This window comes from Pseudarthrobacter sp. 902506025 (genome assembly GCF_040702325.1).
Lineage (GTDB): Bacteria > Actinomycetota > Actinomycetes > Actinomycetales > Micrococcaceae > Arthrobacter.
In genome coordinates this window covers 1-23,465 of the sequence record NZ_JBFBKW010000012.1, presented here as the reverse complement: position 1 = coordinate 23,465, position 23,465 = coordinate 1, and the positions used below count along the sequence as shown (strand labels likewise).

Sequence of the window (23,465 nt, the reverse complement as noted above, 5' to 3'; positions counted from 1 at the left end):
CGGAAAACCCTCCGGGTGGGGGCTGCGGCTTTCCTGCATCATGCCGGCCCGGGGCGGTGTGCCGGGCCCCCGCCGTCACCAGCGGGTGGGCGCGGGAAAAGATGCTCCGCCGGAGCCCAAATGTCGGTGGGCGTTATTAGAGTTGAGTCCATGCTCCTCACCCTCATACGGCGCTACTCCAAACCGTATTTGCCGTATATCGCCGCCGTGGTCATTTTCCAGCTTGCCGCCACCATCGCCGCGCTCTACCTGCCCAGCCTGAACGCCCAGATCATCGACCAGGGCGTGGCGCGCGGAGACACCGATTTCATCTGGCGAACCGGTGCGCTGATGCTCCTTGTGGCTTTCGCCCAGGTGGCTGCGGCCATCGCCGGCGTCTATTTCGGCTCCAGGACAGCCATGGCCGTTGGCCGGGACCTGCGCCGCGCCGTGTTCGGCAAGGTCACCAGCTTCTCCGCCAAGGACGTCAATGCGTTCGGCGCGCCCACGCTGATCACCCGGGGCACCAATGATGTCCAGCAGGTGCAGATGCTCCTCCTGATGGGGCTGAACTTCATGGTGGCCACGCCCATCATGTGCATTGGCGGCATCATCATGGCGCTGCGCGAGGACCTGAACCTGTCCTGGCTGGTCTGGGTGTCCGTCCCGCTGCTGGCCGTGGTGGTGGGATACCTGGTGGTCCGGCTCATGCCGCTGTTCCGCTCCATGCAACGGAAAATCGACCGGATCAACGCCGTGCTGCGCGAACAGATCATCGGCATCCGGGTGGTCCGGGCCTTCGTGCGGGAACCTTATGAGACGGACCGCTTTGGCGGCGCCAACAAGGAACTCACGGACGTCTCGCTCCGCATCGGTGCCCTGTTCGTCCTCATGTTCCCGGCCATCAGCATGATCCTGCACCTGTCCACCGCCGCCGTGCTCTGGTTTGGCGGCCAGCGCGTGGACGCCGGTGCCATGCAAGTGGGGTCTTTGACCGCGTTCCTGCAGTACCTGCTGCAGATCCTGATGGCCGTCATGATGGGAACCTTCATGGCCATGATGATCCCGCGCGCCTCCGTCTGCGCCGACCGCATCGGCGAGGTGCTCGACGTCGAGCCCTCCATCCACGACCCCCTAAACCCCGAGGCCCCGGCCGCCCTTGCCGGGGTGGTGGAGTACCGCAACGTGACCTTCGCCTACCCCGGAGCCGAGTCGCCCGTACTGAGCAACATCAGCTTCACCGCCCGGCCCGGCCAGACCATCGCCATCATCGGCTCCACAGGCGCCGGCAAGACCTCCCTCCTGTCCCTCCTGCCGCGGCTGTATGACCCCGCGGAAGGCCAGGTGCTGCTGGACGGGGTCCCCGTGGACAGGCTGGACCGTGCAGAGATCACTCGGCGCGTGGCCCTGGTACCGCAGCGCCCCTACCTGTTCTCCGGCACCATCGGGCACAATCTCCGGTTCGGCAAGACCGAGGCCACAGACCAGGAACTGTGGGACGCCCTCCTGGTCGCACAGGGCGAGTCGTTCGTCCGCGAGAAGAAGCACGGCCTGGACTCCCGGATCTCCCAGGGCGGCACCAACGTCTCCGGCGGACAGCGCCAGCGCCTCTGCATCGCACGCGCCCTGGTGACCGAGCCGCGGGTCTACCTGTTCGACGACTCCTTCTCCGCCCTTGACGTCGCCACTGACGCCCGGCTCCGCGCAGCCCTCAAGCGCACCACGTCGGACGCCACCGTGATCATCGTGGCCCAACGGATCTCCACCATCACCGAGGCCGACCAGATCCTGGTGCTGGACAACGGGCGGATCGTGGACCGCGGCACGCACGAGGAACTCCTGGAAACCTCGCCCACCTACCAGGAAATTGTTGAATCCCAGCTGAGCGTGGAGGAAGTGGCATGAGTCCCCGCAGGAAGGATGCCGATTCCGTGGAACAGGCCACACAGCCCGCCCCGCCGCAGGACGACGACTACTTCGAAGAGGAATTCACGCCCTCCGAGGCGGACGGGGACATGTTCGGTGGCATGCCCGCCAAGAAGGCCCAGCACTTCTGGCCTTCCGCGAAACGCCTCATGGGCCTCCTGAAGCCCGAGGCCATGGGCATCTACGCGGTGGTGGGCCTGGTGGTCATCTCCGTGGTCCTGAACGTCATAGCTCCCAAGATCCTGGGCCAGGCCATGGACGTCATCTTCGCCGGGGTAGTCGGCAGGCAGCTGCCGGCCGGCGCCAGCAAGGAGCAGTTCGTGGCAGGCCTGCGCCAGCAGGGCCAGGACAACTTCGCGGACATGGTTTCCAGGATGGAACTGGTACCGGGCACCGGCATCAACTTCAGCAGGCTCAGCATGCTCATCGCCATCGTCCTGCTCATGTACTTCGTGGCCAACATCTTCATGTGGCTGCAGGGGTACGTGCTGAACCGCATCGTCATGAAAGTGATCCGGCGGCTCCGCGACGATACCGAAAGCAAGCTGAACCGCCTGCCGCTGAACTACTTCGACACCCGGCAGCGCGGCGACGTGCTGTCCCGCGTGACCAACGACGTCGACAACATCCAACAGGCGCTCCAGCAGGCGTTCGCGCAGCTGGTGAACTCCGTGCTGACCGTGGTGGGCATTGTGATCATGATGTTCATCGTCTCCTGGCAACTGGCGCTGATCGCCCTGGTGGCGCTCCCGCTGTCCGGGGTGGCGGCCGGGGTGATCGGGGCCCGGAGCCAGAAGCTGTTCGCAGCCCAGTGGAAAAACACCGGGTCGCTGAATGGCCAGATCGAGGAATCCTTTTCCGGCCACGACCTGGTCCGCGTTTTCGGCCGGGACGCTGACATGCTGGCCCGGTTCGAGGAACGCAACGAGGCCCTGTACAAGGCAAGCTTCGGGGCGCAGTTCGTCTCCGGGATCATCTTCCCCGTCATGCAGTTCGTGTCCTACCTGAGCTACGTGGGCATCGCCGTGGTGGGCGGACTCCGGGTGGCCTCCGGCGCCATGTCCCTGGGCGATGCCACCGCGTTTATCCAGTACTCCCGCGAGTTCACCCAGCCGTTGGGCCAGATGGCCGGAATGGCCAACATGCTCCAGTCCGGCGTAGCGTCCTCGGAACGCGTTTTCGAATTCCTGGACGCCGACGAACAGGATGCCGAAACCGCCACCGAACACCTGCCGGCCAAAACCGACGGGCACGTGGACTTCAGGGGCGTCACCTTCAGCTACACCCCGGACAAGCCGCTCATCGAGAACCTGTCCTTCACGGCGGAGCCTGGCAACACCGTGGCCATCGTCGGGCCCACGGGAGCCGGCAAGACCACCCTGGTGAACCTGGTGATGCGCTTTTACGAGCTCAACTCGGGCTCCATCATGCTGGATGGTGTGGACGTCACCCACCTCAGCCGCTCCGAACTGCGCTCCAAGGTGGGCATGGTGCTGCAGGACGCCTGGCTGTTCGGCGGATCCATCTACGACAACATCCGCTACGGCAACCTCGACGCCACAGAGGAGCAGGTCATGGCGGCCGCCAAGGCCACCTTTGTGGACCGGTTCGTCCGGGCGCTCCCCGAGGGCTACAACACCGTGATCGACGAAGAGGGCAACAACGTCAGTGCCGGCGAGAAACAGCTGATCACCATTGCCCGCGCATTTGTGGCCAACCCGTCGCTGCTGATCCTGGACGAGGCCACCAGTTCCGTGGACACCCGCACCGAGCTCCTGGTGCAGAAGGCCATGGCGGCGCTGCGCTCAGACCGGACCAGCTTCGTCATCGCGCACCGTCTCTCCACCATCCGTGATGCGGATACGATCCTGGTTATGGAGAACGGACGAATCGTGGAACAGGGCAACCATCAGGTGCTGCTCGCTGCCGGCGGGGCCTACCACCGCCTCTACATGTCGCAGTTTGCCGGGGCGGACGCCGGGGACTTCCCGGTTGACGATTCGACGGCGGTGCGCAGCTGAGCGCGCACGGCGGCCAGCGGATCGAGGTGCTGGTGCCGATGCGCTGGGGCGACATGGACGCCTATGGCCACATCAACAACGTCCAGATCGTGCGGATGCTGGAGGAAGCCCGCATCGCAGCCTTCGGACCGCCCCGGGGCGCGGGCCTTCCGGGCATTGAGCCCCCGGTGTCGCTGTTCAACGACGTCCCGGCCGGGACTCTTGCCCTGGTGGTGGACCACAAGATCCGTTACGTCCGGACACTGGAGTACCGCAACGTTCCTGCGGTGGTCCAGGTATGGATCGGTGCCGTCAAGGGCGCCAGCTTCGACATCCACTACCTGCTCCAGGACCCCGTTACCCGGGAGGACTGCGTGAAGGCGAGCAGCCATCTGGCGTTCGTGGATGAAGCCACGGGCCGGGTACAAAGGCTCAGCCAGGAACAGAAAGACCGGATGGCCCCCTACAGGCACTAAGACTCTGGACAGCCTGCACCGGACCTACTGGACTGGAACCACGTTGTACACCGAAAGGAAGCGCTCATGGCCGGCAACAAGAACCGCACCGCCCGGAAAAAGAAGACCTGGAAGGAAATGTCACCGGGTGCCAAGATGGGCACCATTGCGACGGGCCTGGTTCAGGTGTCCCTGCTGGTTGCCGCCCAGCGCGACATCTCCCGGCGGCCGGCAGAACTCATCAACGGGCCCAAGGCCGCGTGGCGGGCGGCGTCCTTCGTCAATTTCATCGGCCCCATGGGTTACTTCATCTTCGGCCGGAAGCACTCCGCCACGGGCAAGTAGTCCCCGCTGGCAGGAGGGCGGCCGGCACCCGTGGAGCGGCCGCCCAGCTTGACCCTGTAAATTTGAGGGCATGACCCCCACTGCCACTGTTGCCATGACCCGCGCCCTCGGCATCTCCAGGGAGATCGAGGACGCGGCATGGTTCGTGTTGGGTCCCGGCCTCCAAGGCAAGGCCTCGCCCCTGGACGGCCGCACCAGGACATGGTCCGTTCCGGCGGCCGCGGAGCTGCTCGACCGGCTGGACCGCGGCATCGCTGACCCCAAAGCCCCGATGATGACGAACCTCCGCGAAAACCTGGAGGGTGCCACCCGCGGAGCAAAACAGCTGGCCGTGGAGCTGCTCTTCCTCCAGTCCCTTCCGCTGGCCCACGAAGTGAAGTCCCTCAAGGTCAAGCGCGCCCGCGTGGCCGAAGCCGCCGGCTGGCTGGAACCGCCGCTGGAACTGCCAGAGGAGCTGTACGCCGGGATGACCGACCACGGCGTAATCCGGGACCGGACCGCCGAATTCAACTGGACCATCTGGGACCACCTGAAGTGGCTGTGCCGGTTCGTGCGGAACGTTGCCCAGCGGCCGGCTGCCGTGGTGCAGGCGGCCATCAAGGACCCCCTCCAGTTCCACCGCCTCGCCGCATCCACCCCCGACGACCAGCCCGCCATCCGCCGGAGCATCGAATTCCTGGCGTGGCCCAGCTACTTCGAGCCAGTCGTGGCGGACGTGGAGCGGCAGGAGATCCGCGACGCCTTCGCCTCCCTGGTGGGCGGCGCGAAGGGCGACGGGGAAGAGGACATCACCGCGGACATCCACCGCATCCGGCTGTACCTGGACGAGCAGGCCGGCCAGCGGATCGACTGGTACTCCCGCCAGCTGGTCAGCCAGTGGCGCAAGGTGGGTGACCCCGGCCGGCGTGCCTGGCTGCTCCGGACCCACAGCGACCATGCCGAGCTGCTCACCGCCTGGCACGGCGAGGAGAAGGTGACCCTCGACGTCGAGCATCTCCGCACGCTGGACCCCGGCGTCACCGCCGGCCTGGTGCAGCACGCCGTGGACGAGGACTACAAGCACCTCGGCTACGTGAAACGCGAAGACACCAAAACCGCGGTCTTTGCCTTCCTGACCGTCATGAAGCCCGGGGACCTGGTGCTGTACCAGCACGCCGGAACCGTACGGCTGGGCGGCGTGCTGGGGGAGCCCCAATACAACGACGACAACCGGCGCCTGCGCCGCAAGGTGCGCTGGTTCGACGACGGCCATACCGCCACCAGCCTTCCCCGGCACGTCCAGCGACAGCTCGCCACCCCCGGCATCGTGGTGGACGTGACCCGCGTGGTCCAGGCGCTGCAGGCGCTGCTTCCGGCGGAGGCGGAAACCGAGCCCGACGGCGATACTGACGGCGCCGCCGTCGTCCCCCCTGTCCAGGAGGGCTTCCGCCCTCTGACGCAGGAATTCGCAGCCTCGCTGCACATGGAACTGGAGCCCCTCCAGGAGATCGCCGACCTGCTGGAGGAAAACCGCCAGCTGGTCCTCTACGGCCCTCCCGGCACGGGCAAGACCTACCTGGCCAAGCACCTCGCCGCGGAACTGGCGGACGACACCACGGACGAACGCGTCAAGCTGGTCCAGTTCCACCCGTCCTACGCCTACGAGGACTTCTTCGAGGGCTACCGGCCGGACAAGACGGATGAAGGCCAGGTGTCCTTCAAGCTGGTGGCCGGTCCGCTGCGCCGCCTCGCCGAGGAAGCCGCCAAGCCCGGCAACGAGAAAAAGCCGTACTTCCTGATCATCGATGAGATGAACCGCGCCAACCTGGCCAAGGTGTTCGGCGAGCTGTACTTCCTGCTGGAGTACCGCGATGACCGGATCTACCTGCAGTACAGCCCCAACGAGCCGTTCACGCTGCCGGACAACCTCTACATCATCGGCACCATGAACACCGCTGACCGGTCGATCGCGATGATGGACGCGGCTATCCGCCGGCGCTTCTCCTTCATCGAGCTGCACCCGCAGACGGAGCCGGTCAAGGGCTCCCTGCTCCGGTTCCTGGAGGCCCGCCAACTGGATACCACCCCGGCACTGCTGCTGGACGCGCTCAACGGGGCGATTGACGAGTGGGACCGGGACCTGATGATCGGCCCGTCCTACTTCATGAAGCCGGCAGCCCAAACCCCTGCAGGTCTGCGCCGGATCTGGAAGTACGAGCTCATGCCGCTGCTGGAGGAGCATTACCACGGCCAGCTGACGCGGGCGCAGCTGGAGGAGCGGTTCGGGCTGGACCAGCTGCTGGGACGCGTTGCAGCGCGCTGACCCCAGGGCGTCCGTGCGGCACCTGGTCCTGGACGAGCTGTCCACCGGGCTGGTTGAGCGGCTGGATGCGCCAAGCGCTTCCTTCCTGAATTCCAGTGGCCTGGCCAAGGCCTCGCCCATGGGCATGGGGCTGTACCGGATCGAGCCGGTAGGCAAGGTGGGCTCGGTGCGCACCCCCACGCTCCAGCTGGACGTCCGGCCCAAGGACCGGCTGGGGCTCAGCCGGCTCCTGTTTTTGCTCAGCTACGCGGGGGAGCAGGGGTTCCGCCCGGAGCTGGTGGCGGCGGACGAGGACCGGGAGCTGTGGAGTGCGCTGGCGGAGTCCCTGGCGCAGCTGGCCGAGCGTGCCCTGGGCCGCGGGGTCCTGCAGGGCTACCTCACCGTGGATGAATCCCTGCGCACGGTCAAGGGCCGGATCCGGATCTCGGACCAGATATCCCGCCGCCCCGGCATGCTGGTCCCGCTGGAGGTCTCCTACGACGAGTTCACCGAGGACATCGCCGAGAACCGGATCCTGCGCGCCGCCCTGGAACGGATGGGGCAGGTGCCCGGCGTCCGGCCCGAGGTGCTGGGGCGGCTGCGCCAGCTGAAGGGAAAGCTCGACGCCGTCACCCGCCTTCCAGCAGGCGCCCCGGTGCCGTCGTGGACGCCCACCAGGATGAACCTGCGCTACCACGCAGTGCTGCGCCTCGCGGAGCTGGTCCTGCGCAACGCGTCCGCCGAGGCGGGGGAGGGCAGGCAACAGACAGCGTCGTTCGTGGTGGACATGGCCCAGGTTTTCGAAGACTTCGTGGGAACGGCACTGCGCAGTGCGATGGCGTCATATCCGGGGGAGCTGCGGCTGCGGTACAACGCCCTCCTCAGCGAGGCGGTGCGCGATTCCGACCGGCTGTCCGTGCGCCCGGATGCCGTCCACATGCTCGGCGGACGCCCGGTGGTTGCCTACAACGCCAAGTACCGGGCGGCCTCGGATGCCGGCGCGTCGCTGACTGCCGACCACTACCAAATGCTGGCCCACTGCACCGCGCTCGCCGTGCCCACCGCCTGGCTGGTCTATGCGGGCAAAGGCGAGATGAAGCTCCGCCGCATCCTGAACACCGACATCGACATCGTGGAGTTCCCGCTGGATCTCAGCCAGCCGCCGTCGGCCATCCTGGAATCCTTACGGGACCTTGCCTCCCAATCCTGGGGCGAGGTGCTCAGGACCGCTGCACCGGAACCCGGAACGTAAACGTCGTTCCCTCGCCCAGCGTGCTCTCGACGTCGATGGTCCCGCCGTGGGCTTCCACGATCGCCTTGCTGATGGGCAGGCCCAGGCCGACGCCCGGGATGGCGGTGCGCCGGACGTTGCTGGTCCGGAAGAACTTGGCGAACACCTCGGAGGTGTCCTCCGGGCTCATGCCCATCCCCGTGTCCTTGACCCGGCAGGCCAAATGGCCGTTTTCCCGCGCCAGCGACACCACCACCTCGCCGCCGTCAGGGGAGTATTTGATGGCGTTGGACACCAGGTTGTCCAGTACCTGGGAGATCCTGGCGCTGTCCACGCGGGCCTCCAGCCGTTCCGGGGTTTCCGCCCGCAGTTCCACGCCGGCTGCGGCTGCGCGGGGCAACGCCGAGGACACGCTGCTGCGCACCAGTTCGGCAACATCCACGGCGTCGGGCGAGACGATCAGCTGGCCGTTCCGGCTGGCCAGCAGGTCCGACACCAGGGTCAGGAGGCGCTCGGAATTCCGGCGGATGATCTCCAGCATCTCCCGTTCAGGCTCGTCCGGATCATCGGCCAGCAGGATCTCAACGTAGCCCAGGATGGACGTCAGCGGGGTCCGGAATTCGTGGGAGACGCTGGAGACGAAGTCGTCCTTGGCGGTGAGTGCATTCACCAGGTCCGTGACGTCGCTGAAGACAATCACCGAGCCGGTGAAGTTGCCGTCGGAGTCCTTCATGGCCCGGGCCGTGGTCACGAGTGCCCGCTGGTCCTTCCCGTCACCCAGCCAGACCAGGTAATCGGTGAAGGTTTCGCCCAGGACGGCGCGGCGCACGGGACGCTCCTGGACGGGGATCAGGGTTTTCCGGTCCGGGCCGTAGACCAGCAGCTGCGATTCGTTGGGGTCCGCAATGTTCTTTGGCCGGGCCAGTTCATGGTTGGCCCGCTGCTTCCGGTTCATCAGGATGTCATGGCCGTCGGCATCAATAGCCAGCACGCCCAGATGCACGGTATCCAGCACAGTGTTCAGCAGCGATTCCTGGCGCTTGCTGGTCCGCAGGTTGGCCCGCAGCTGCTCGTCCTTTTCTTCCAGCTGCTTCTGCTGGCGCATCATGCTCAAGGTCAGGACGCTCACGGACACGCCGATGCCCAGCATCATGACGGGCAGCAGCAGTGAGCGCGCGAAGTCCTGCGGCGTGAAGTTGCCCTTCAGGAGCAGCGGCACCCAGATGATGGCCAGCGGTCCAAGGAAGGAGAACCACAACGCGGCTCTCGGATAGTAGCCGGACGCGCAAAGCCAAATGACGGGAAACACGGCCAGCAGGCTGATTCCCGTCAGGCTTTCCTGGCCACCTTCGCGGCCTGCGCCGATGGAGATGAAGTCCAGCAGCGGGATGGCGAGGAAGCTGGTGTAGGGCAGCCGGTCCCAGGGGATCACATAGCAGAGCGCCATGATGGCCAGCTGCGAAACAAGGAACGTAACAAAGAGGGGATTGCCCATGGTGTCCGGGAAGAACGCCCACACCAGGAAAGCCGTGAGGAGCGTGGTCACGAACAACGGCATCTGGCTCAAGGCCACCCGGTCCGTCAGCCGGTACTCATGGAAGGGCCGCTTGAAAAACCGCAGCCGGCCCGAGGACCAGGCAGTGGGGTCGCTCATGGCGCGGGGGACGCGGATGTGGGGGTGTGCGGGACCATACCAGCAGGATATCCGCAGCCAGCTATACTTCAGACGTTGGCACTGAGGGGGCTCTATGAGTGAGGCACGTGTGGGTCTGGTCATCGAAGATGACCACGACATTCGGGAACTGGTTCGCACTGTGCTGACCCAGGCTGGATTTGAGGTAACCGTCGCCAGCGGCGGCGCCGAGGGCGTCCTGATGGCCAAGAGCCTTAATCCCGATGTCATTACCCTGGACCTGGGGTTGCCGGACATCGACGGCTTTGAAGTCTCCCGGCAGATCCGCGAGTTCTCGGATGCGTACATCGTGATGCTGACGGCGCGCACCGAGGAACTGGACACCCTGATCGGGCTCGAATCGGGGGCCGATGACTACCTCACCAAGCCGTTCCGCCCGCGGGAGCTCCGCGCCCGGGTTGCGGCCATGATGCGCCGGCCGCGGTCCGTTCCTGACCCGCACGAAGTTTCGGTGGATGCCTCCGCGGACAGCGCGGCCCATCCGGAGCGCGGAAACTTCACCCACAACGGCCTGGAGCTCAGCTACGCCTCCCGCACCGTCACCGTTGACGGCATAGAGATGAACCTGACCCGTACGGAGTTCGAACTCCTTTACGCGCTCCTGGAAGCAGGACGGACGGTCAGGACCAAGTCCGACCTGGTGCGGCGGCTTCGCGACGAGGATTACGACGTCGGCAGCTACATCAGCGAAGCAGACGAACGTTCCGTGGAGGTCCACATGGGGAACCTGCGCAAAAAGCTGGGCGACTCACCGCAGCAGCCACGGTGGCTGCAAACCGTTCGCGGGGTGGGCTACCGTTTGGCCCCGGGGCAGCACTGAGCCTGCAGCCGGTGCATGGTCTGCCTGCTGCACTGGGTGATGGGCCGCAGATAGGTGGCGGCCAGCCTGGGCAGCGCCACCGCCATGTCTGCGTGGCGCGCCTCGGCCCGGATCTCGTTCTCCAGCTCCAAAGCCAGTCCGGCCAGGCGCTCTGCTCCCACCATCTGGCTTGACGTCTTCAGGCTGAGGACCGCGTCCATGGAGCCCTCCAGGTCCCCCGTGGTCAGGGCCAGCCGCAACCGGCCCAGCCGCTGGGGCAGGTACTCGATGAAGTTCCCCACGAAGACGCGGCTGTAGCCTTCCTCCTCCTCGAGTTCGTCCCGCAGCCGGTCCAGGACGGACTGGTCTACCAGCGGCCTGGGGGCATCATCTGATGTGCTCATGACACTCCTTTCTGCTGGTTTTGTAGACTCGGGAATCTGGGCGCTGAGCCCGGAACGCTTGCTCTTTTTCAGGTTAGGACTGTTCCCAGGACCTCGCAGAAGACTCGGCAAGAATTGTGGTTTTCTTGATGGGAGTGCGGATTTTTGCCCATAAAATCAAGGCCAGTGCTTTCTGCATTGACGCCACCGGCGGCCGCGGCCGCCTCTCAATCTGGGGATAGATTGCCGTGTTCCGAATGCTTAGGTCCTTATTTGTCGCGCTCATAATCGGGGTTGGATTGGCGGTTTCCGTCATCCAGCCGGCCAGCGCAGCAGCCACGTCACCGCAAGTTTCGCTCAATCCCACCTCCGGACCGGCCGGTTCCGCCGTGACGATCGCCGGAACCGGGTTCAGGGCCTCCACCACAGGCACCGTGATCGTCGGGTCCACCACGTTCGCGTTCCAAACAACCTCGACGGGTGCATTCAGCACAGGCATCACCATTCCGGCGGCGGCCACCGGGAACCTCACCATCACCGCCAAGACGTCGTCCATCAAGGCATCCGCCACATTCGTGGTCCAGGCGGCGCCGGCTCCGGCGCCCGCACCGGCACCGGCCATCAGTTCCGCCGCCCTGCGCTTTGGAGCGGCAACGCCGGGGGGACCCCTGGCCAGTTCGGAACTGGACGAGGTTGCCACCGTGTCCGGGGAAATCCCTTCCATCGTGATGAGTTACAAGGATTTCCTGCAGCCCCCGCCCATCACTGAGCTGGACGCTGTCCGCTCCCGCGGAGCCACGCCCCTGGTTACCTGGGAGCCGTGGGCTTGGGGAGGTGGCGTCAACCAGCCGGCGTTTTCGCTGGCCCGGATTACTGCCGGGGACTTCGACGGGTACATCAGCCAGTGGGGCCAGTCCCTCGCGGCATGGGGCAAACCGGTCATGCTGCGCTTCGCCCACGAGATGAACGGCAACTGGTATCCCTGGGCCGAAGGCGTGAACGGTAACCAGGCCGGAGATTACGTAGCCGCCTGGCGGCACGTGCACGACGTCGTTGCCGGCACGGGCGCCGCGAACGTCCAGTGGGTCTGGTCGCCCAACGTGCCGTACTGGGGCTCCACTGACCTGGCAGGCCTGTACCCGGGCCCGGGCTACGCGGACATCGTGGCCTTGGACGGCTACAACTGGGGCACCTCGCAAACCTGGAGCAGCTGGGTTTCCCCCGTGGACCTCCTCGGCCCCGGCATCTCCCAGCTCCGCACCCTGGCCCCCGGGAAACCCGTGCTGGTCGCGGAAACGGCGTCCAGCGAACTGGGAGGTTCCAAAGCGACCTGGAATACGGACCTGGTGTCCTACCTTGCCGCCCAGCCGGACGTGATGGGCTTTGTCTGGTTCCATATGCAAAAGGAAACAGACTGGCGCATCAACAGCAGTGACTCGTCGGCGTCGGCGTTCAAGTCCGCCCTTTTGGCTCGAAGAAGCTAGGGGATAGGGGATAGCTGCTCCGAAACTGTCAGTGGCGGCTGCCTGATCGCCGGCAACCCGTTTATCCTGCCGCGCCAGGATCAAGGACAGTGGCCGGAGCAGCGAAAGATTTCCTCAAGATTGGCTGTTTACAAGCCTTCATGCGCCGGCTTCGAGGAAATGCACCAACTGGGCTTCGAGTGCTGATCGATCCTTCAGTTCGCACTCCCAGACCGTCAGCACTTCCCAGCCGGCGTCTTCCAGCTTCCGGCGCTGGCCGGCGTCGCGTTCCCGGGTCCGGCTCCGTTTCGCTGCCCAGAACTCGGCGTTGGCTTTTGGAGCGTGCAGACCCACCCTGCAGTCGTGGAAATGCCAGAAGCAGCCGTTGACGAAGATCACCTTGTGCCGGGAGGCGAAGACGAGGTCAGGATTGCCTGGCAGCCTGGTGCTGCCGGACCTGCCGTGCAGCCGGTACCGGTAGCCCCTGGCGTGCAGCAGCTGCCGCACCAGCAGCTCGGGTTTGGTGTTCTTCCCACGGATCCGGGACATGTTCCAGCTGCGCTGCGCAGGAGTGAGTTTGTCTGCAGTGGGCTTGGCAGCGCTGGAGTCGTCCGGCATCCTTCCAGTCTAGGAGGGCCTAGATCTCCCGTTCCGGCTGTTCGCCGAACACGAAGTGCCGGCCGCTGACGGAGGTTGGGTCGATCTCCACGTAGAAGTCCTTGAGCGTGGGGACCCAGGTCTTCAGGCCCAGTTCTTCGATGGCAGCGAGCTCGTCCGAGTTGCTGAGGACCCTTGCCGTCCCCCGGAGGACAACGGACCAGGCCTCCTGCGACAGGATGCCGTCGGTTTCGAACAGCACCTTGGCGTTGATTGTGAGTTGCGCCAGTTTGTTTCCAGGTGCTGTGCGCAGGTAGAGCTTCCGGTTGGAGGTCACGTAATTCACCGGGAAGATGTCCGGTTCCCCTGCGACGGAGACCACCAGCCGGCCGTGCTGCGTCGCCGCCAGAAGCCGCCACGACTGCTCATCTTCGAGTTCCAGGACAGGATTGCCGTCCGCGTGTTCAAACATCATGCGGCCATTCTTCTACGTGGAGTAGAAATGCGCCAGAGGCTTTGTGCCCCATTTCCTCCGCTTTATGACAGCACAGTCAAGGCTTAACAGTTCGGAAACAGGTCTGTGACCGGGCTGTATTTCCCGCTGGATAGCGTCGCACGCAGGGCCATGACGGCTGAAGGCAAACGAAAGCGACGCACCCAATGGGCAACGACACAGACACAACGCAACTGCTGGAACCGGCGGCACCCGCTGGTGCCGCCGTCGTCGGACGTTCTCCGGCAATCCCTACGGCGGGCAACACTGCCGCCCTCAACGCCACCAAGGAAAGCCTGGAGGATTACACGCTGCGGTTCGCGCCGCGGTCCTACCGCAAGTGGAGTGCGGGCGTGGTGGCCACGAGTGCGCTGGGCGGCATCGCCTACCTGGCGGACTTCTCGATCGGGGCGAACATCGGCATCTCCTACGGGACGGTCAACGCGATCCTGGGAATCCTGGTGGCGGCCGTGGTCATCTTCGCCACCGGCTTTCCCTTGGCGTACTACGCCGCGCGCTACAACATCGACCTGGACCTGATCACCCGGGGTTCGGGCTTTGGATACTACGGGTCGGTGGTCACCAACGTCGTCTTTGCCACGTTCACTTTCATCTTTTTTGCGCTGGAGGGCTCCATCATGGCGCAGGGGCTGGAGCTGGGGCTCGGCATTCCGCAGTGGATGGGATACGCCGCGTCCACGGTGATCATCATCCCGCTGGTCATCTACGGCATGAACACGCTGGCCAAACTCCAGGTGTGGACCACCCCGCTCTGGCTGCTCCTCATGGTGGTGCCTGTGGGATACCTGCTGGTCTCGCACCCGGAGAGCATCGACAGCTTCTTCGCCTACACCGGAGCAACGGGCGACGGCGGTCCCAACCTTGCGTCCGTGATGCTCGCCGCCGGCGTGTGCCTGTCCTTGATGGCGCAGATTGCCGAGCAGATCGACTACCTCCGGTTCATGCCGCCGCGCACCGAGGCCAACCGGAGCGCCTGGTGGCGCGCAGTGATCCTGGCCGGCCCGGGCTGGGTGATCTTCGGGGCCATCAAGCAGATCGTGGGCCTGTTCATCGCCATCTACCTGATCGCCACGCTGGATCCCGCCGCGTCCGCCACGGCCAATGAGCCCGTGCACCAGTTCCTGGGCGTGTACCAGGAGATGATGCCCGCGTGGCTGGCCATGACGCTGGCCGTGGTGCTGGTGGTCATCTCGCAGATCAAGATCAACGTCACCAACGCCTACTCCGGCTCGCTGGCCTGGACCAACTCCTTCACACGCATCACCAAGACCTACCCGGGCCGGATGGTGTTCGTGGTGGTGAACCTGCTGATCGCCCTGGTCCTGATGGAAGCGAACATGTTCGATTTCCTCAACACCATCCTCGGGTTCTATGCCAACTGCGCCATGGCGTGGGTGGTCACCGTGGCGTCCGATATTGCCATCAACAAGTACCTGCTCAAGATTTCCCCCAAGGTGCCTGAGTTCCGCCGCGGCATGCTGTACGCCGTGAACCCTGTTGGCTTCGTGTCCATGCTGGTCTCCGCAGGGGTTTCGATTGCCGTGTTCTTCGGGGCATTTGGAACTGCGATCCAGCCGTACTCGCCCATCTTCGCGGTGGGGCTGGCGCTGGTCCTGCCACCGGCGCTCGCGGTCCTGACCCGCGGCCGCTACTACCTCCGCCGGACCGACGACGGGATCGACCTGCCCATGTTCGACGCCGACGGGAACCCCAGCGACGCCAAGCTCCTGTGCCACGTGACGGGATTGGAGTTCGAACGGCCGGACATGGTGCGGTCCGCACAGGACGCGTCCGACGGCGGCCCGCAGTATGTTTCGTCGCTCGCCTTGTCCACGGACAAGACGGGGGAGTTGGTCCTGCCCGCACAGAAGTAGGGTTTTGTTTTCTTGATTCTTTATTGACGGGGGAGCCGGTGCACTTTATGCACCGGCTCCTTTTATGACTTTTTGCCGGGCGGACCCGGTGGTAGAACTGTGGGCGGTGCCTGTGGATAAGTTTGATCGCCAAATTGTGACGTGGGCTACCCTTAAGGCACTGTTCGGAGCAAGCCGTCTTGAAACTACTGGGGGAATAGCGGCCCATGACATCACAGAACTCCTTTACGTCCCGCGCTGTGCCGTCGGGAGCAGCAGCCCTTGTTGTCGGTTTGGCGCTCGCTTTGTCCGGCTGTAACTCCGGAGGGTCGCCGGGCCCGGGCGGCACTTCGTCCCAGGTAGCGGAGGAAAAGCCTACTGCCAGCGCCACGGCCGCTCCCACCCCAACGCCGAGCGCCGTCTACAAGCCCGCCGACGCCTCCGGACCCGCCCAGAACGTTCCCGTGCCCGTGCTGCCCGAGGTAGCTAAGACGGAGACGAAGGAAGGTGCAGAAGCGTTCGCTAAGTACTGGTTCCAGCTCCTCAGCTATGGATACGAAACCGGTGATACCGAACGTTTGTCTGCGTTATCTGGGCCGGATTGCCTCTTCTGCAAAGGACTGGTCGACAATATCGAAACAGCCTGGAGCGACGGGAAGTGGATATCGGGCGGCCAAATAGAAACTCCGGCAGTTACGGCCGATGCTCCTGCCGGTGGATCGACGTATGTCACCTTGCAGGTGATCCAAAAGGAACTGGTAATTCGGGACGCAGATGGAAGTCCCTATCAGGAACCAACAGCAGCCACAAACTCCGGAAGCCGGGCTACCGCTTCATTCGGGAGTGCGGGCTGGACGATTAACAAATTGAGCCTGATCCGCTAGCTATGCGCGCCGAACATAGGGGGATTCTTGCGCTCTGTTTGTCCGTGCTATCGCTTCTACTCCTTGGCGGCCCTGCGTTCGGCGAAGACCACTCCAAGCCCAAGCCTCCCGTAGACGTTGGCTTCGTGGACACTGGGCTCCAGGCTGGTGCTGACGACCTGATGTCAGATCCCTCGACCGGATCTGTTGTTCCGGTCCCTCCCGGCACTGTGAGTACCGACCCCAACGAATACAAGTACGAACTTCAGTGCCATCTTGGCGGAGGCGACTTCGATACGCCCTGCCTAGCCCGCCAGCTCGACTGCAAAGACCGTGAGGACGGCGCCAAGGGCATTCCGGTCATGTGGCTGTCGCGGCCCCGGGGTGTGCCAGGGGCTGTTTGGGCGCATCACTCGGGCCCCACCTGCCTTTACGATCCGAAGCCCGAGGACCTCCTGCCCAGGATCGCCGCGGATATCCAGCGGCAGTTCCAGAACCTCCCTGTCAATGCCGGGGCGGTCGTGGCCCAGCCCAGCCCCAACACCCTCCGGGGCGCCGAGACGAATTTCTACGCGGAAGCGGCTGAACAGCAGTTCGACATCACCATGTTCGGCCAGAAAGTCCACGTGGTGGCCACGCCTGTGCAGTACACGTGGAACTACGGAGATGGCACAGTCTTCGGCCCGCAGCCTTCCATGGGCGGCCCGTTGCCGCAGGACCGGTGGGGCGAAAAGACCCGCACCAGCCGTATGCCTCCACGGGCGATTTCCAGGTTGTCCTGACCACCTCGTTCCAGGGCACGTACTCGGTGAACTCCGGGCCGCCGCTGCCGATCCCCGGTCAAGGCCAGTTCAACGCCCCGCCGCAAAGCATCAGTGTGTGGCGTTCGCTCACCCGCAACTATGCCGACGACTGCAACGCAAATCCGCAGGGCCAGGGCTGCCCCGGTGTCGGGGGATAGCGCGGGGACCGAAGGAAGCTTGTGATCCCCGTCGCACCGGGGGAAGTCCGGAATAGTTGCACGCGCCCCACAGTTGGCAAAGACAGTACGTCTTAAGCCTTCGAAAGGAACTGCGCATGCTGTTTTCCCCACTCACCCTCGGCGAACTTGAACTTCCCAACCGCCTGGTGATGGCACCCCTCACCCGCCTCCGCGCGGGTGAGAAAGGCATCCCCGGGCCGCTCCTGGCCGAGCACTACCGCCAGCGCGCCTCCCTGGGCCTGATCGTCAGCGAGGGTACGTACCCCACCCCGGCTGGCCAGGCCTACCCGGGCCAGCCCGGTATCGTCACCGAAGAACAGGTTGCCGGGTGGAAGACGGTCACCGATGCCGTCCACGCCGAAGGCGGACGCATGTTCGCGCAGATCATGCATGGCGGCCGCGTTTCCCACTCCGACATCACCGGTGGGCTGCCTATCGTCGCTCCCAGCGCCGTAGCCATCGACGGCGTGGTCCGGACACCGGCCGGCAAGCAGCCGTACCCCGTGCCGCACGCCCTCACCACGGACGAACTCCCCATGGTCATCCAGGAATTCGTCAACGCTTCGCTGAACGCCATCGAGGCAGGGTTCGACGGCGTGGAACTGCACGCGGCCAACGGCTACCTCCTGCACGAGTTCCTGGCGCCGAACTCCAACGTCCGGACGGACAGCTACGGCGGATCACCGGAAAACCGCGCCCGCTTCGTCATCGAAACCATCAACGCCGTGGTGGCAGCCCTTGGCGCGAACCGCGTGGGTGTGCGCATTTCCCCCGAGCACAACGTGCAGGGCATCGCCGAGACGGACGCAGCTGACGTTCGTGCCACCTACGAGGTCCTCGTGGACAGCATCGCACCGCTCAACCTGGCATACCTGAGCATCCTGCACCACGAGCCCACCGGTGAACTTGTCCAGGACCTTCGTGCACGCTTCGGCGGAACCTTCCTGGTGAACACCGGCTTCGGCGTGATCACCACGCGCGAAGAAGCCGTGAACCTGGTGGCGGAAGGCCACGCAGACGCCGTTGTGGTGGGACGCCCCGCCATCGCCAACCCGGACCTTGCCCGGCGCTGGAAGGAAAGCCTCCCGCTCAACGAGCCCGACGCCTCCACGTTCTACGCGGAGGGCGCCACCGGTTACACGGATTACCCGATGTACCAGGGCTAAGTGGCGGCCCACCGGCCAACCCGGATGAAACAACGACGGCGGCACCCATCATGGGTGCCGCCGTCGTTGGCTGTCAGGGGTGCTGGTCCCGGACAGCGGCGCCGGAGGCCATCCGACGACCCCCGGCTGAAGACTTGTGTGGCCCGCCGGACTCCACTGGAAGCCGGCGGTGATCAGATGCTACTCCATCGAATGGACTCTTACCAGAGCCAGTTTTGCCACCTGGGAAGTTAGCTACAGAACGGCCTCGCGGCCTGTGCCTTCCTTCATCAGCAGGCGCCCATCCTCGATCGAAACCAGCACGCTCTTGGGTTTCCCGCTGACCTTGGTAATGGCTTTCAACCCCCGATTCGTGACCTCAACTCCCACCTGTGCGCCCTTTGCCGGCAACTCCACGGACACCTCGGATGCGATGCCGAGCAGCGGATTGGTCGAGATCCCAAGGTCCCGCCGCACCTCCTTGCCGTTGACGGTCACGGTGACGTTAGCCTCATCGAATCCCTCCTGAAACACCACAAGCAGTTCCCGCATGATGGCCTCTTCCTCGAGCATGGGCGCCAGTAACGGCATGTCCACTACAGCACTTTGCCGGGCCCAGCGGAATACCCTCCCGTCCCCTGCTGAATCCCCATCCGCACGGCGCCCGGTGGAGCCCCGCAGCGCGGTAAGGCAAGATGTTCTGGTGACTCAACTGCCTGCACCTTCCGCTGTCTCCGCCCCCTCCCGCGCATCGGAGGACGATGCGATCTTCGCCCAGATCGCTGCCGAATTGGGGGTCAAGGCCTGGCAGGTAAAGGCCGCGGTTGGTTTGCTCGACGGCGGGGCAACGGTTCCGTTCATCGCCCGGTACCGCAAGGAAGCCACCGGCACGCTGGACGACACCCAGCTCCGTGACCTCGACGAACGCCTGCGCTACCTCCGCGAACTGGCAGACCACCGTCGCGCAGTCCTCGAAGCGGTCGAAGCGCAGGGCCAGTTGACGCCTGAACTGCGCAAGGCGATCCTGGCCGCGGACACCAAATCGCGGCTAGAAGACATCTACCTCCCGTTCAAGTCCAAGCGCCGGACCAAGGCCCAGATTGCCCGGGAGGCCGGGCTGGAGCCGCTCGCCGATGCGCTGCTGAAGCGGCCGGACCTGGACCCCGAACACGAGGCGGGGAAGTACCTCAACAGTGACCACGCCATCGGTGACCCCGCCGCCGCGCTCGCCGGTGCCCGGGCCATCCTTGTGGAGCGCGTGGCGCAGGACCCTGACCTCGCCGCAAACCTGCGGGACAGGATGTGGACGCAGGGCCGGATGGTCTCCCGCGTCAAAAAGGGCAAGGAAGCCGAAGGCCAGAAGTTCGCCGATTACTTCGAGTTCGCGCAGGCACCGGACCGGATGCCGTCCCACCGTGTGCTCGCGCTGTTCCGCGGGGAGAAGGACGGCGTCCTTGAGCTGGACCTCGCCGAAGCCGACCCATCGGACGACGCCGCCCTGACCGCCGCCCGCGCCCGTTACGAGTCCGCAGTTGCCAGGTTCCTCGGGGTCGCCGACCGTGGCCGTCCCGCCGACGCATGGCTGATGCAGACAGCCCAGGTGGCCTGGCGTTCACGCGTGCTGGCACGGCTCACTTCCGACCTCCGCGGCAGGTTGTTCGCCGCAGCGGAGGACGAAGCGGTCCGGGTGTTCGCCGCTAACCTCAGGGACGTCCTGCTGGCCGCCCCCGCCGGAAACCGTGCCACGCTGGGCCTCGACCCGGGACTGCGGACCGGGGTGAAAGTCGCCGTGGTGGACGGCACCGGGAAGGTAGTGGCCACCGATACCGTTTACCCGCACGCTCCGGCGCGGAAATGGGACGAAGCGCTGGCCACTTTGGTGCGTTTGGCGCGGCAGCACGCCGTCGAACTTGTGGCCATCGGCAACGGGACCGCCTCACGCGAAACGGACAAACTCGCTGCCGAACTGATCAAGCTGCTTCCCGAGTTGGACCGGAAACCCCAGAAAATCGTGGTGTCCGAGGCCGGCGCGTCGGTCTATTCCGCCTCGGCGCTCGCCGCCGCTGAACTGCCGGGAATGGACGTTTCGCTTCGCGGTGCCGTGTCCATTGCCCGCCGCCTGCAGGATCCCCTCGCCGAACTCGTCAAGATCGATCCCAAGTCCATCGGTGTAGGCCAGTATCAGCATGATGTGACCGCGTCGAAACTGGACCGGAGCCTGGACGCGGTGGTGGAGGACTGCGTGAACGCCGTCGGTGTTGACGTCAACACTGCCTCGCCTGCGCTGCTGAGCCGGGTTGCCGGCGTTGGGCCCCTGCTGAGCGAAAACATCGTGGCGTACCGGAACGAGCACGGACCCTTCAACAAGCGGACCGACCTCAAGAAAGTGCCGCGGTTGGGCGCCAAGGCGTTCGAGCAGTGCGCAGGATTCCTCCGGATCACCGGCGGAGCCGAGCCGCTGGACGCATCAAGCGTGCACCCGGAGTCCTACGCCGTGGCGAGGAAGATCCTCGTGGCTGCCGGTTCCGCCCCGGCCTCCTCCCTGGACCCGCAAAAGTTCGTCGACGGCACGTTCGGCCTGCCCACCGTCAAGGACATCCTCGCTGAACTGGACAAACCCGGGCGTGACCCCCGGCCCGCCTTTGCCGCCGCCACGTTCTCGGAAGGCGTCGAGAAGATCTCGGACCTGGTGCCGGGCATGATTCTCGAAGGAACGGTAACCAACGTCGCGGCCTTTGGGGCGTTCGTGGATGTTGGAGTCCACCAGGACGGCCTGGTCCACGTTTCCGCCCTGTCCAACCGCTTTGTGTCCGATCCGCGCGAGGTGGTGAAGTCCGGCCAGGTGGTCCGGGTGAAGGTACTGGAGGCCGACCCGGAGCGGAAGCGGATTTCGCTCACGTTGAGGCTCGACGACGAACCCGCCGGCGGCGGGGCAAGTCCAGGCCGGCGCGATTCAGGTTCCGGCCGGCGCGATTCCGGGAGCCGAAAGACCGAGCGTGCCGGGCGTCCGGATCGCCAACAGCAGGGGAAGCAGGGATCAGGCGCGTCCGGTGGGGGTGCCAGGTCCAGCCCCGCACCCCAACCCGTCAACACGGCCATGGCCGAGGCACTTCGGAAGGCCGGCCTGGGCAAGTAGTCCACCGGGTCTTTTGGCGGTACCGAGGTTTCTAGCCGGTAGTTTCCAGCACGCGCGGCCTGCCGAACCTTGTCCGGACTCCCGGGGAGTAAAGGACAGACTCTGGCGGACCGCTGACACCGATCCCGGCGGCTCCTACCAACCCATCGCTGAGCTGGTGGACCTCAGCGCCGAAGAGCGGCCACTCGTGGTGCGTGTTTGGAACGTAGATGGTTCTGCCGTAGAAGCGGCCATGCATGCCGTATCTGGCCGTCAGGAAGATCGACAAAGGGTCGGCTGCCGCGGCGTGCAGCTGGGGGATGACCCCAAAGCTGCTGCGGGCGGCAGTGGCGCCCAGCCGGCGTACGGAGTAACCAACGGCAGATCCAGTCTGGCCGCCGGGTGTTCCGGCCGCGCCGGTGGCGTGCTGCCGTCCACCGCCGTACCCCGGAAAGGGAGGCCATTGCCGGATGCGCGACCACATGTAGGGAATCCCGGCAGCGCGGGTCGCCAGGACAACGGGCAGCCGGTCTGCGTCCAGGCTCAGGAACACCACTCCGCGGGTGCCGTCCGGCTCGCGGGAGTAAAGCCGGACGTTCACCTCGTTGAAGCTCCCCAGATACGGGATGCCGGGGCCTCGCCCAAGCGCTGCCTGCTCCATGCGAAAGCCGATCAGGCCAACCCAGGAACTGCCGTCGAACACATCGGGTTGAACCCCGTCCGGCATGAACGCCGCGGCAGTGGCCTCCGGAATGCGCCAGTGAAGGAAGACGGCATCAAGCCACCGCTGGTCGGAAAGTACCGGCCTTGGAAGTGCCGGCGGCCGCGGCCACACTCCCGCGGCATACAGGTTCCCGGTCAAGGTCCTCCCACTCCTTCGCTCGGTTTGGATGACGAAGCTCCTGGTTTCCGCCCCGCAGCTCTCAGTTCAGCGGGCGTGTGTCTTCGGGAAGCTGGCCACCGGCGAGAAGCTTCGCAGCCGTGTCAGCCAGGGCAGTCAGCGCCACCCTCTGCGTCCAGGGACCATACGAAATGCGGGCCACGCCCAGTTCCTGCAGCGTCGCCGGCGGCAGGGACCCAGGAACGTTGATGACCGAGACCTTGTTCCAGCCGATGCCTTCCACCAGGGCAGTCACCGTGGGCTCGTCCAAAAGGCCGGGGACGAAGACCGTGGTGGCACCGACGTCCAGGAAGGCCTTGCCCCGCGCGATGGCATCCGCAAGAACGTCTTCGGGGTCCCGGTCCTTGCCCTTGAGGAAGGCGTCGGTCCGCGCGTTCAGGACGAAGTCGATTCCCTCTGCAGCGCCGGCATGCACAACGGCTGCCATCTGGTTCACCGCGTCCTCGAGCGGGCGCATCTGGTCCTCGATATTGGCGCCAACGATTCCGACTCCGATGGCCTTCCGGGTTGTCTCCCCAGGGTTCCCGTAGCCGGACTCAAGGTCAGCGCTGACCGGCAGGTGGGTGGCGGCGGCGATGCGGCCCACAAAGCTGACCATCTCGTCGACGGGAATGTTCTCGCCGTCCTCGTAGCCCAGCGTCGCGGCGATCGAGTGGCTTGCCGTTGCCAGGGCAGTGGTTCCCGGGATGTCCGTGATGACTTTGGCTGTGATGGCATCCCAGACGTTGACCACCTGGAGGATCTCAGGGGCCTGGTGGAGGCGGAGAAGTTCGGAGGCTTTTGCGCTGCTGTTTTCGGTCATGGGTGAAGCCTAACGGACTGTCTTTGGACACTCTTCGCGTGGTGGGTGGGGTGGCGGGGGTGGTTTGAAGTAGTGGTTTTGTTGGGGTGTTTGGGTGGGGTCGATGTGGGGTGGGGGGATGAAGGCCGGTGTGCCGGG

The 23,465-nt window shown here is 65.2% G+C and carries 20 protein-coding genes; 13 read left to right on the top strand and 7 right to left on the bottom strand.

What is annotated here, in order from left to right; translation table 11 throughout:
* Nucleotides 1-150: 150 nt before the first annotated feature.
* From AB0280_RS18440 to AB0280_RS18415, 6 genes are all read left to right on the top strand, one after another.
* On the top strand, nucleotides 151-1,884 hold the full coding sequence (locus AB0280_RS18440; RefSeq protein WP_366368265.1) for an ABC transporter ATP-binding protein: 1,734 nt from the start codon (nucleotides 151-153) through the stop codon (nucleotides 1,882-1,884).
* On the top strand, nucleotides 1,881-3,926 hold the full coding sequence (locus AB0280_RS18435) for an ABC transporter ATP-binding protein (protein ID WP_275966853.1): 2,046 nt from the start codon (nucleotides 1,881-1,883) through the stop codon (nucleotides 3,924-3,926). Before AB0280_RS18440 ends, AB0280_RS18435 begins: the two co-directional genes overlap by 4 nt.
* A gap of 38 nt (nucleotides 3,927-3,964) precedes the next feature.
* On the top strand, nucleotides 3,965-4,381 hold the full coding sequence (locus AB0280_RS18430) for an acyl-CoA thioesterase (protein ID WP_224025132.1): 417 nt from the start codon (nucleotides 3,965-3,967) through the stop codon (nucleotides 4,379-4,381).
* A 66-nt stretch (nucleotides 4,382-4,447) separates the two neighbouring features.
* A complete protein-coding gene (locus AB0280_RS18425; RefSeq protein ID WP_366368263.1) occupies nucleotides 4,448-4,705 on the top strand; it encodes a PLD nuclease N-terminal domain-containing protein in 258 nt (85 codons plus the stop codon).
* A gap of 70 nt (nucleotides 4,706-4,775) precedes the next feature.
* Nucleotides 4,776-7,007: an McrB family protein gene (locus AB0280_RS18420; RefSeq protein WP_366368262.1), complete on the top strand. Its 2,232-nt coding sequence runs from the start codon at nucleotides 4,776-4,778 to the stop codon at nucleotides 7,005-7,007.
* A complete protein-coding gene (locus AB0280_RS18415; RefSeq protein WP_366368261.1) occupies nucleotides 6,994-8,238 on the top strand; it encodes a 5-methylcytosine restriction system specificity protein McrC in 1,245 nt (414 codons plus the stop codon). The genes AB0280_RS18420 and AB0280_RS18415 overlap by 14 nt, the downstream gene beginning before the upstream one ends.
* On the opposite strand, the gene AB0280_RS18410 is transcribed toward AB0280_RS18415, so the two are convergent.
* The gene (locus AB0280_RS18410; RefSeq protein ID WP_159632796.1) at nucleotides 8,207-9,871 is read right to left on the bottom strand and encodes a sensor histidine kinase; all 1,665 of its coding nucleotides are present in this window, start codon (nucleotides 9,869-9,871) and stop codon (nucleotides 8,207-8,209) included. The two genes, AB0280_RS18415 and AB0280_RS18410, sit on opposite strands and share 32 nt — an antisense overlap.
* A gap of 94 nt (nucleotides 9,872-9,965) precedes the next feature.
* On the opposite strand from AB0280_RS18410, the gene AB0280_RS18405 reads away from it, so the two are divergent.
* Entirely contained in the window at nucleotides 9,966-10,730 is a 765-nt protein-coding gene (locus tag AB0280_RS18405) for a response regulator transcription factor (RefSeq protein WP_275181819.1), read from the top strand.
* On the opposite strand, the gene AB0280_RS18400 is transcribed toward AB0280_RS18405, so the two are convergent.
* Entirely contained in the window at nucleotides 10,703-11,113 is a 411-nt protein-coding gene (locus AB0280_RS18400) for an Hpt domain-containing protein (protein ID WP_159632795.1), read from the bottom strand. The two genes, AB0280_RS18405 and AB0280_RS18400, sit on opposite strands and share 28 nt — an antisense overlap.
* Before the next feature lie 236 nt (nucleotides 11,114-11,349).
* Here AB0280_RS18400 and AB0280_RS18395 point away from each other — a divergent pair, with 236 nt between their 5' ends.
* Complete coding sequence (locus AB0280_RS18395; RefSeq protein WP_366368259.1) at nucleotides 11,350-12,576, top strand: glycoside hydrolase family 26 protein; 1,227 nt, start codon at nucleotides 11,350-11,352, stop codon at nucleotides 12,574-12,576.
* Nucleotides 12,577-12,714: 138 nt separating this feature from the next.
* On the opposite strand, the gene AB0280_RS18390 is transcribed toward AB0280_RS18395, so the two are convergent.
* Together AB0280_RS18390 and AB0280_RS18385 are read right to left on the bottom strand one after the other, a co-directional pair.
* Nucleotides 12,715-13,173 (bottom strand): very short patch repair endonuclease, encoded by a 459-nt coding sequence (locus tag AB0280_RS18390; protein WP_366368257.1) that lies wholly within the window; start codon nucleotides 13,171-13,173, stop codon nucleotides 12,715-12,717.
* A 19-nt stretch (nucleotides 13,174-13,192) separates the two neighbouring features.
* Nucleotides 13,193-13,627 carry a pyridoxamine 5'-phosphate oxidase family protein gene (locus tag AB0280_RS18385; protein ID WP_159632792.1) on the bottom strand — a complete coding sequence of 145 codons (435 nt, stop codon included), beginning with the start codon at nucleotides 13,625-13,627 and terminating at the stop codon, nucleotides 13,193-13,195.
* A 185-nt stretch (nucleotides 13,628-13,812) separates the two neighbouring features.
* Here AB0280_RS18385 and AB0280_RS18380 point away from each other — a divergent pair, with 185 nt between their 5' ends.
* From AB0280_RS18380 to AB0280_RS18365, 4 genes are all read left to right on the top strand, one after another.
* Nucleotides 13,813-15,540, top strand: coding sequence for a purine-cytosine permease family protein (locus AB0280_RS18380; protein ID WP_366368256.1), 1,728 nt, complete (start codon nucleotides 13,813-13,815; stop codon nucleotides 15,538-15,540).
* Nucleotides 15,541-15,746: 206 nt separating this feature from the next.
* A complete protein-coding gene (locus tag AB0280_RS18375) occupies nucleotides 15,747-16,403 on the top strand; it encodes a DUF6318 family protein (protein WP_366368254.1) in 657 nt (218 codons plus the stop codon).
* 209 nt (nucleotides 16,404-16,612) lie between these two features.
* Nucleotides 16,613-17,164, top strand: coding sequence for a hypothetical protein (locus AB0280_RS18370; protein ID WP_366368252.1), 552 nt, complete (start codon nucleotides 16,613-16,615; stop codon nucleotides 17,162-17,164).
* Between the two features lie 295 nt (nucleotides 17,165-17,459).
* Nucleotides 17,460-18,530 (top strand): alkene reductase, encoded by a 1,071-nt coding sequence (locus tag AB0280_RS18365; RefSeq protein WP_366368251.1) that lies wholly within the window; start codon nucleotides 17,460-17,462, stop codon nucleotides 18,528-18,530.
* A gap of 234 nt (nucleotides 18,531-18,764) precedes the next feature.
* On the opposite strand, the gene AB0280_RS18360 is transcribed toward AB0280_RS18365, so the two are convergent.
* Complete coding sequence (locus tag AB0280_RS18360) at nucleotides 18,765-19,082, bottom strand: hypothetical protein (RefSeq protein WP_141157959.1); 318 nt, start codon at nucleotides 19,080-19,082, stop codon at nucleotides 18,765-18,767.
* A 130-nt stretch (nucleotides 19,083-19,212) separates the two neighbouring features.
* Here AB0280_RS18360 and AB0280_RS18355 point away from each other — a divergent pair, with 130 nt between their 5' ends.
* The gene (locus tag AB0280_RS18355) at nucleotides 19,213-21,645 is read left to right on the top strand and encodes a Tex family protein (protein ID WP_366368249.1); all 2,433 of its coding nucleotides are present in this window, start codon (nucleotides 19,213-19,215) and stop codon (nucleotides 21,643-21,645) included.
* A gap of 31 nt (nucleotides 21,646-21,676) precedes the next feature.
* Here AB0280_RS18355 and AB0280_RS18350 read toward each other — a convergent pair whose 3' ends face one another.
* Nucleotides 21,677-22,486, bottom strand: coding sequence for a YqjF family protein (locus AB0280_RS18350; RefSeq protein ID WP_366368248.1), 810 nt, complete (start codon nucleotides 22,484-22,486; stop codon nucleotides 21,677-21,679).
* A 61-nt stretch (nucleotides 22,487-22,547) separates the two neighbouring features.
* On the bottom strand, nucleotides 22,548-23,327 hold the full coding sequence (locus AB0280_RS18345; protein WP_366368247.1) for an isocitrate lyase/PEP mutase family protein: 780 nt from the start codon (nucleotides 23,325-23,327) through the stop codon (nucleotides 22,548-22,550).
* Nucleotides 23,328-23,465 lie beyond the last annotated feature (138 nt).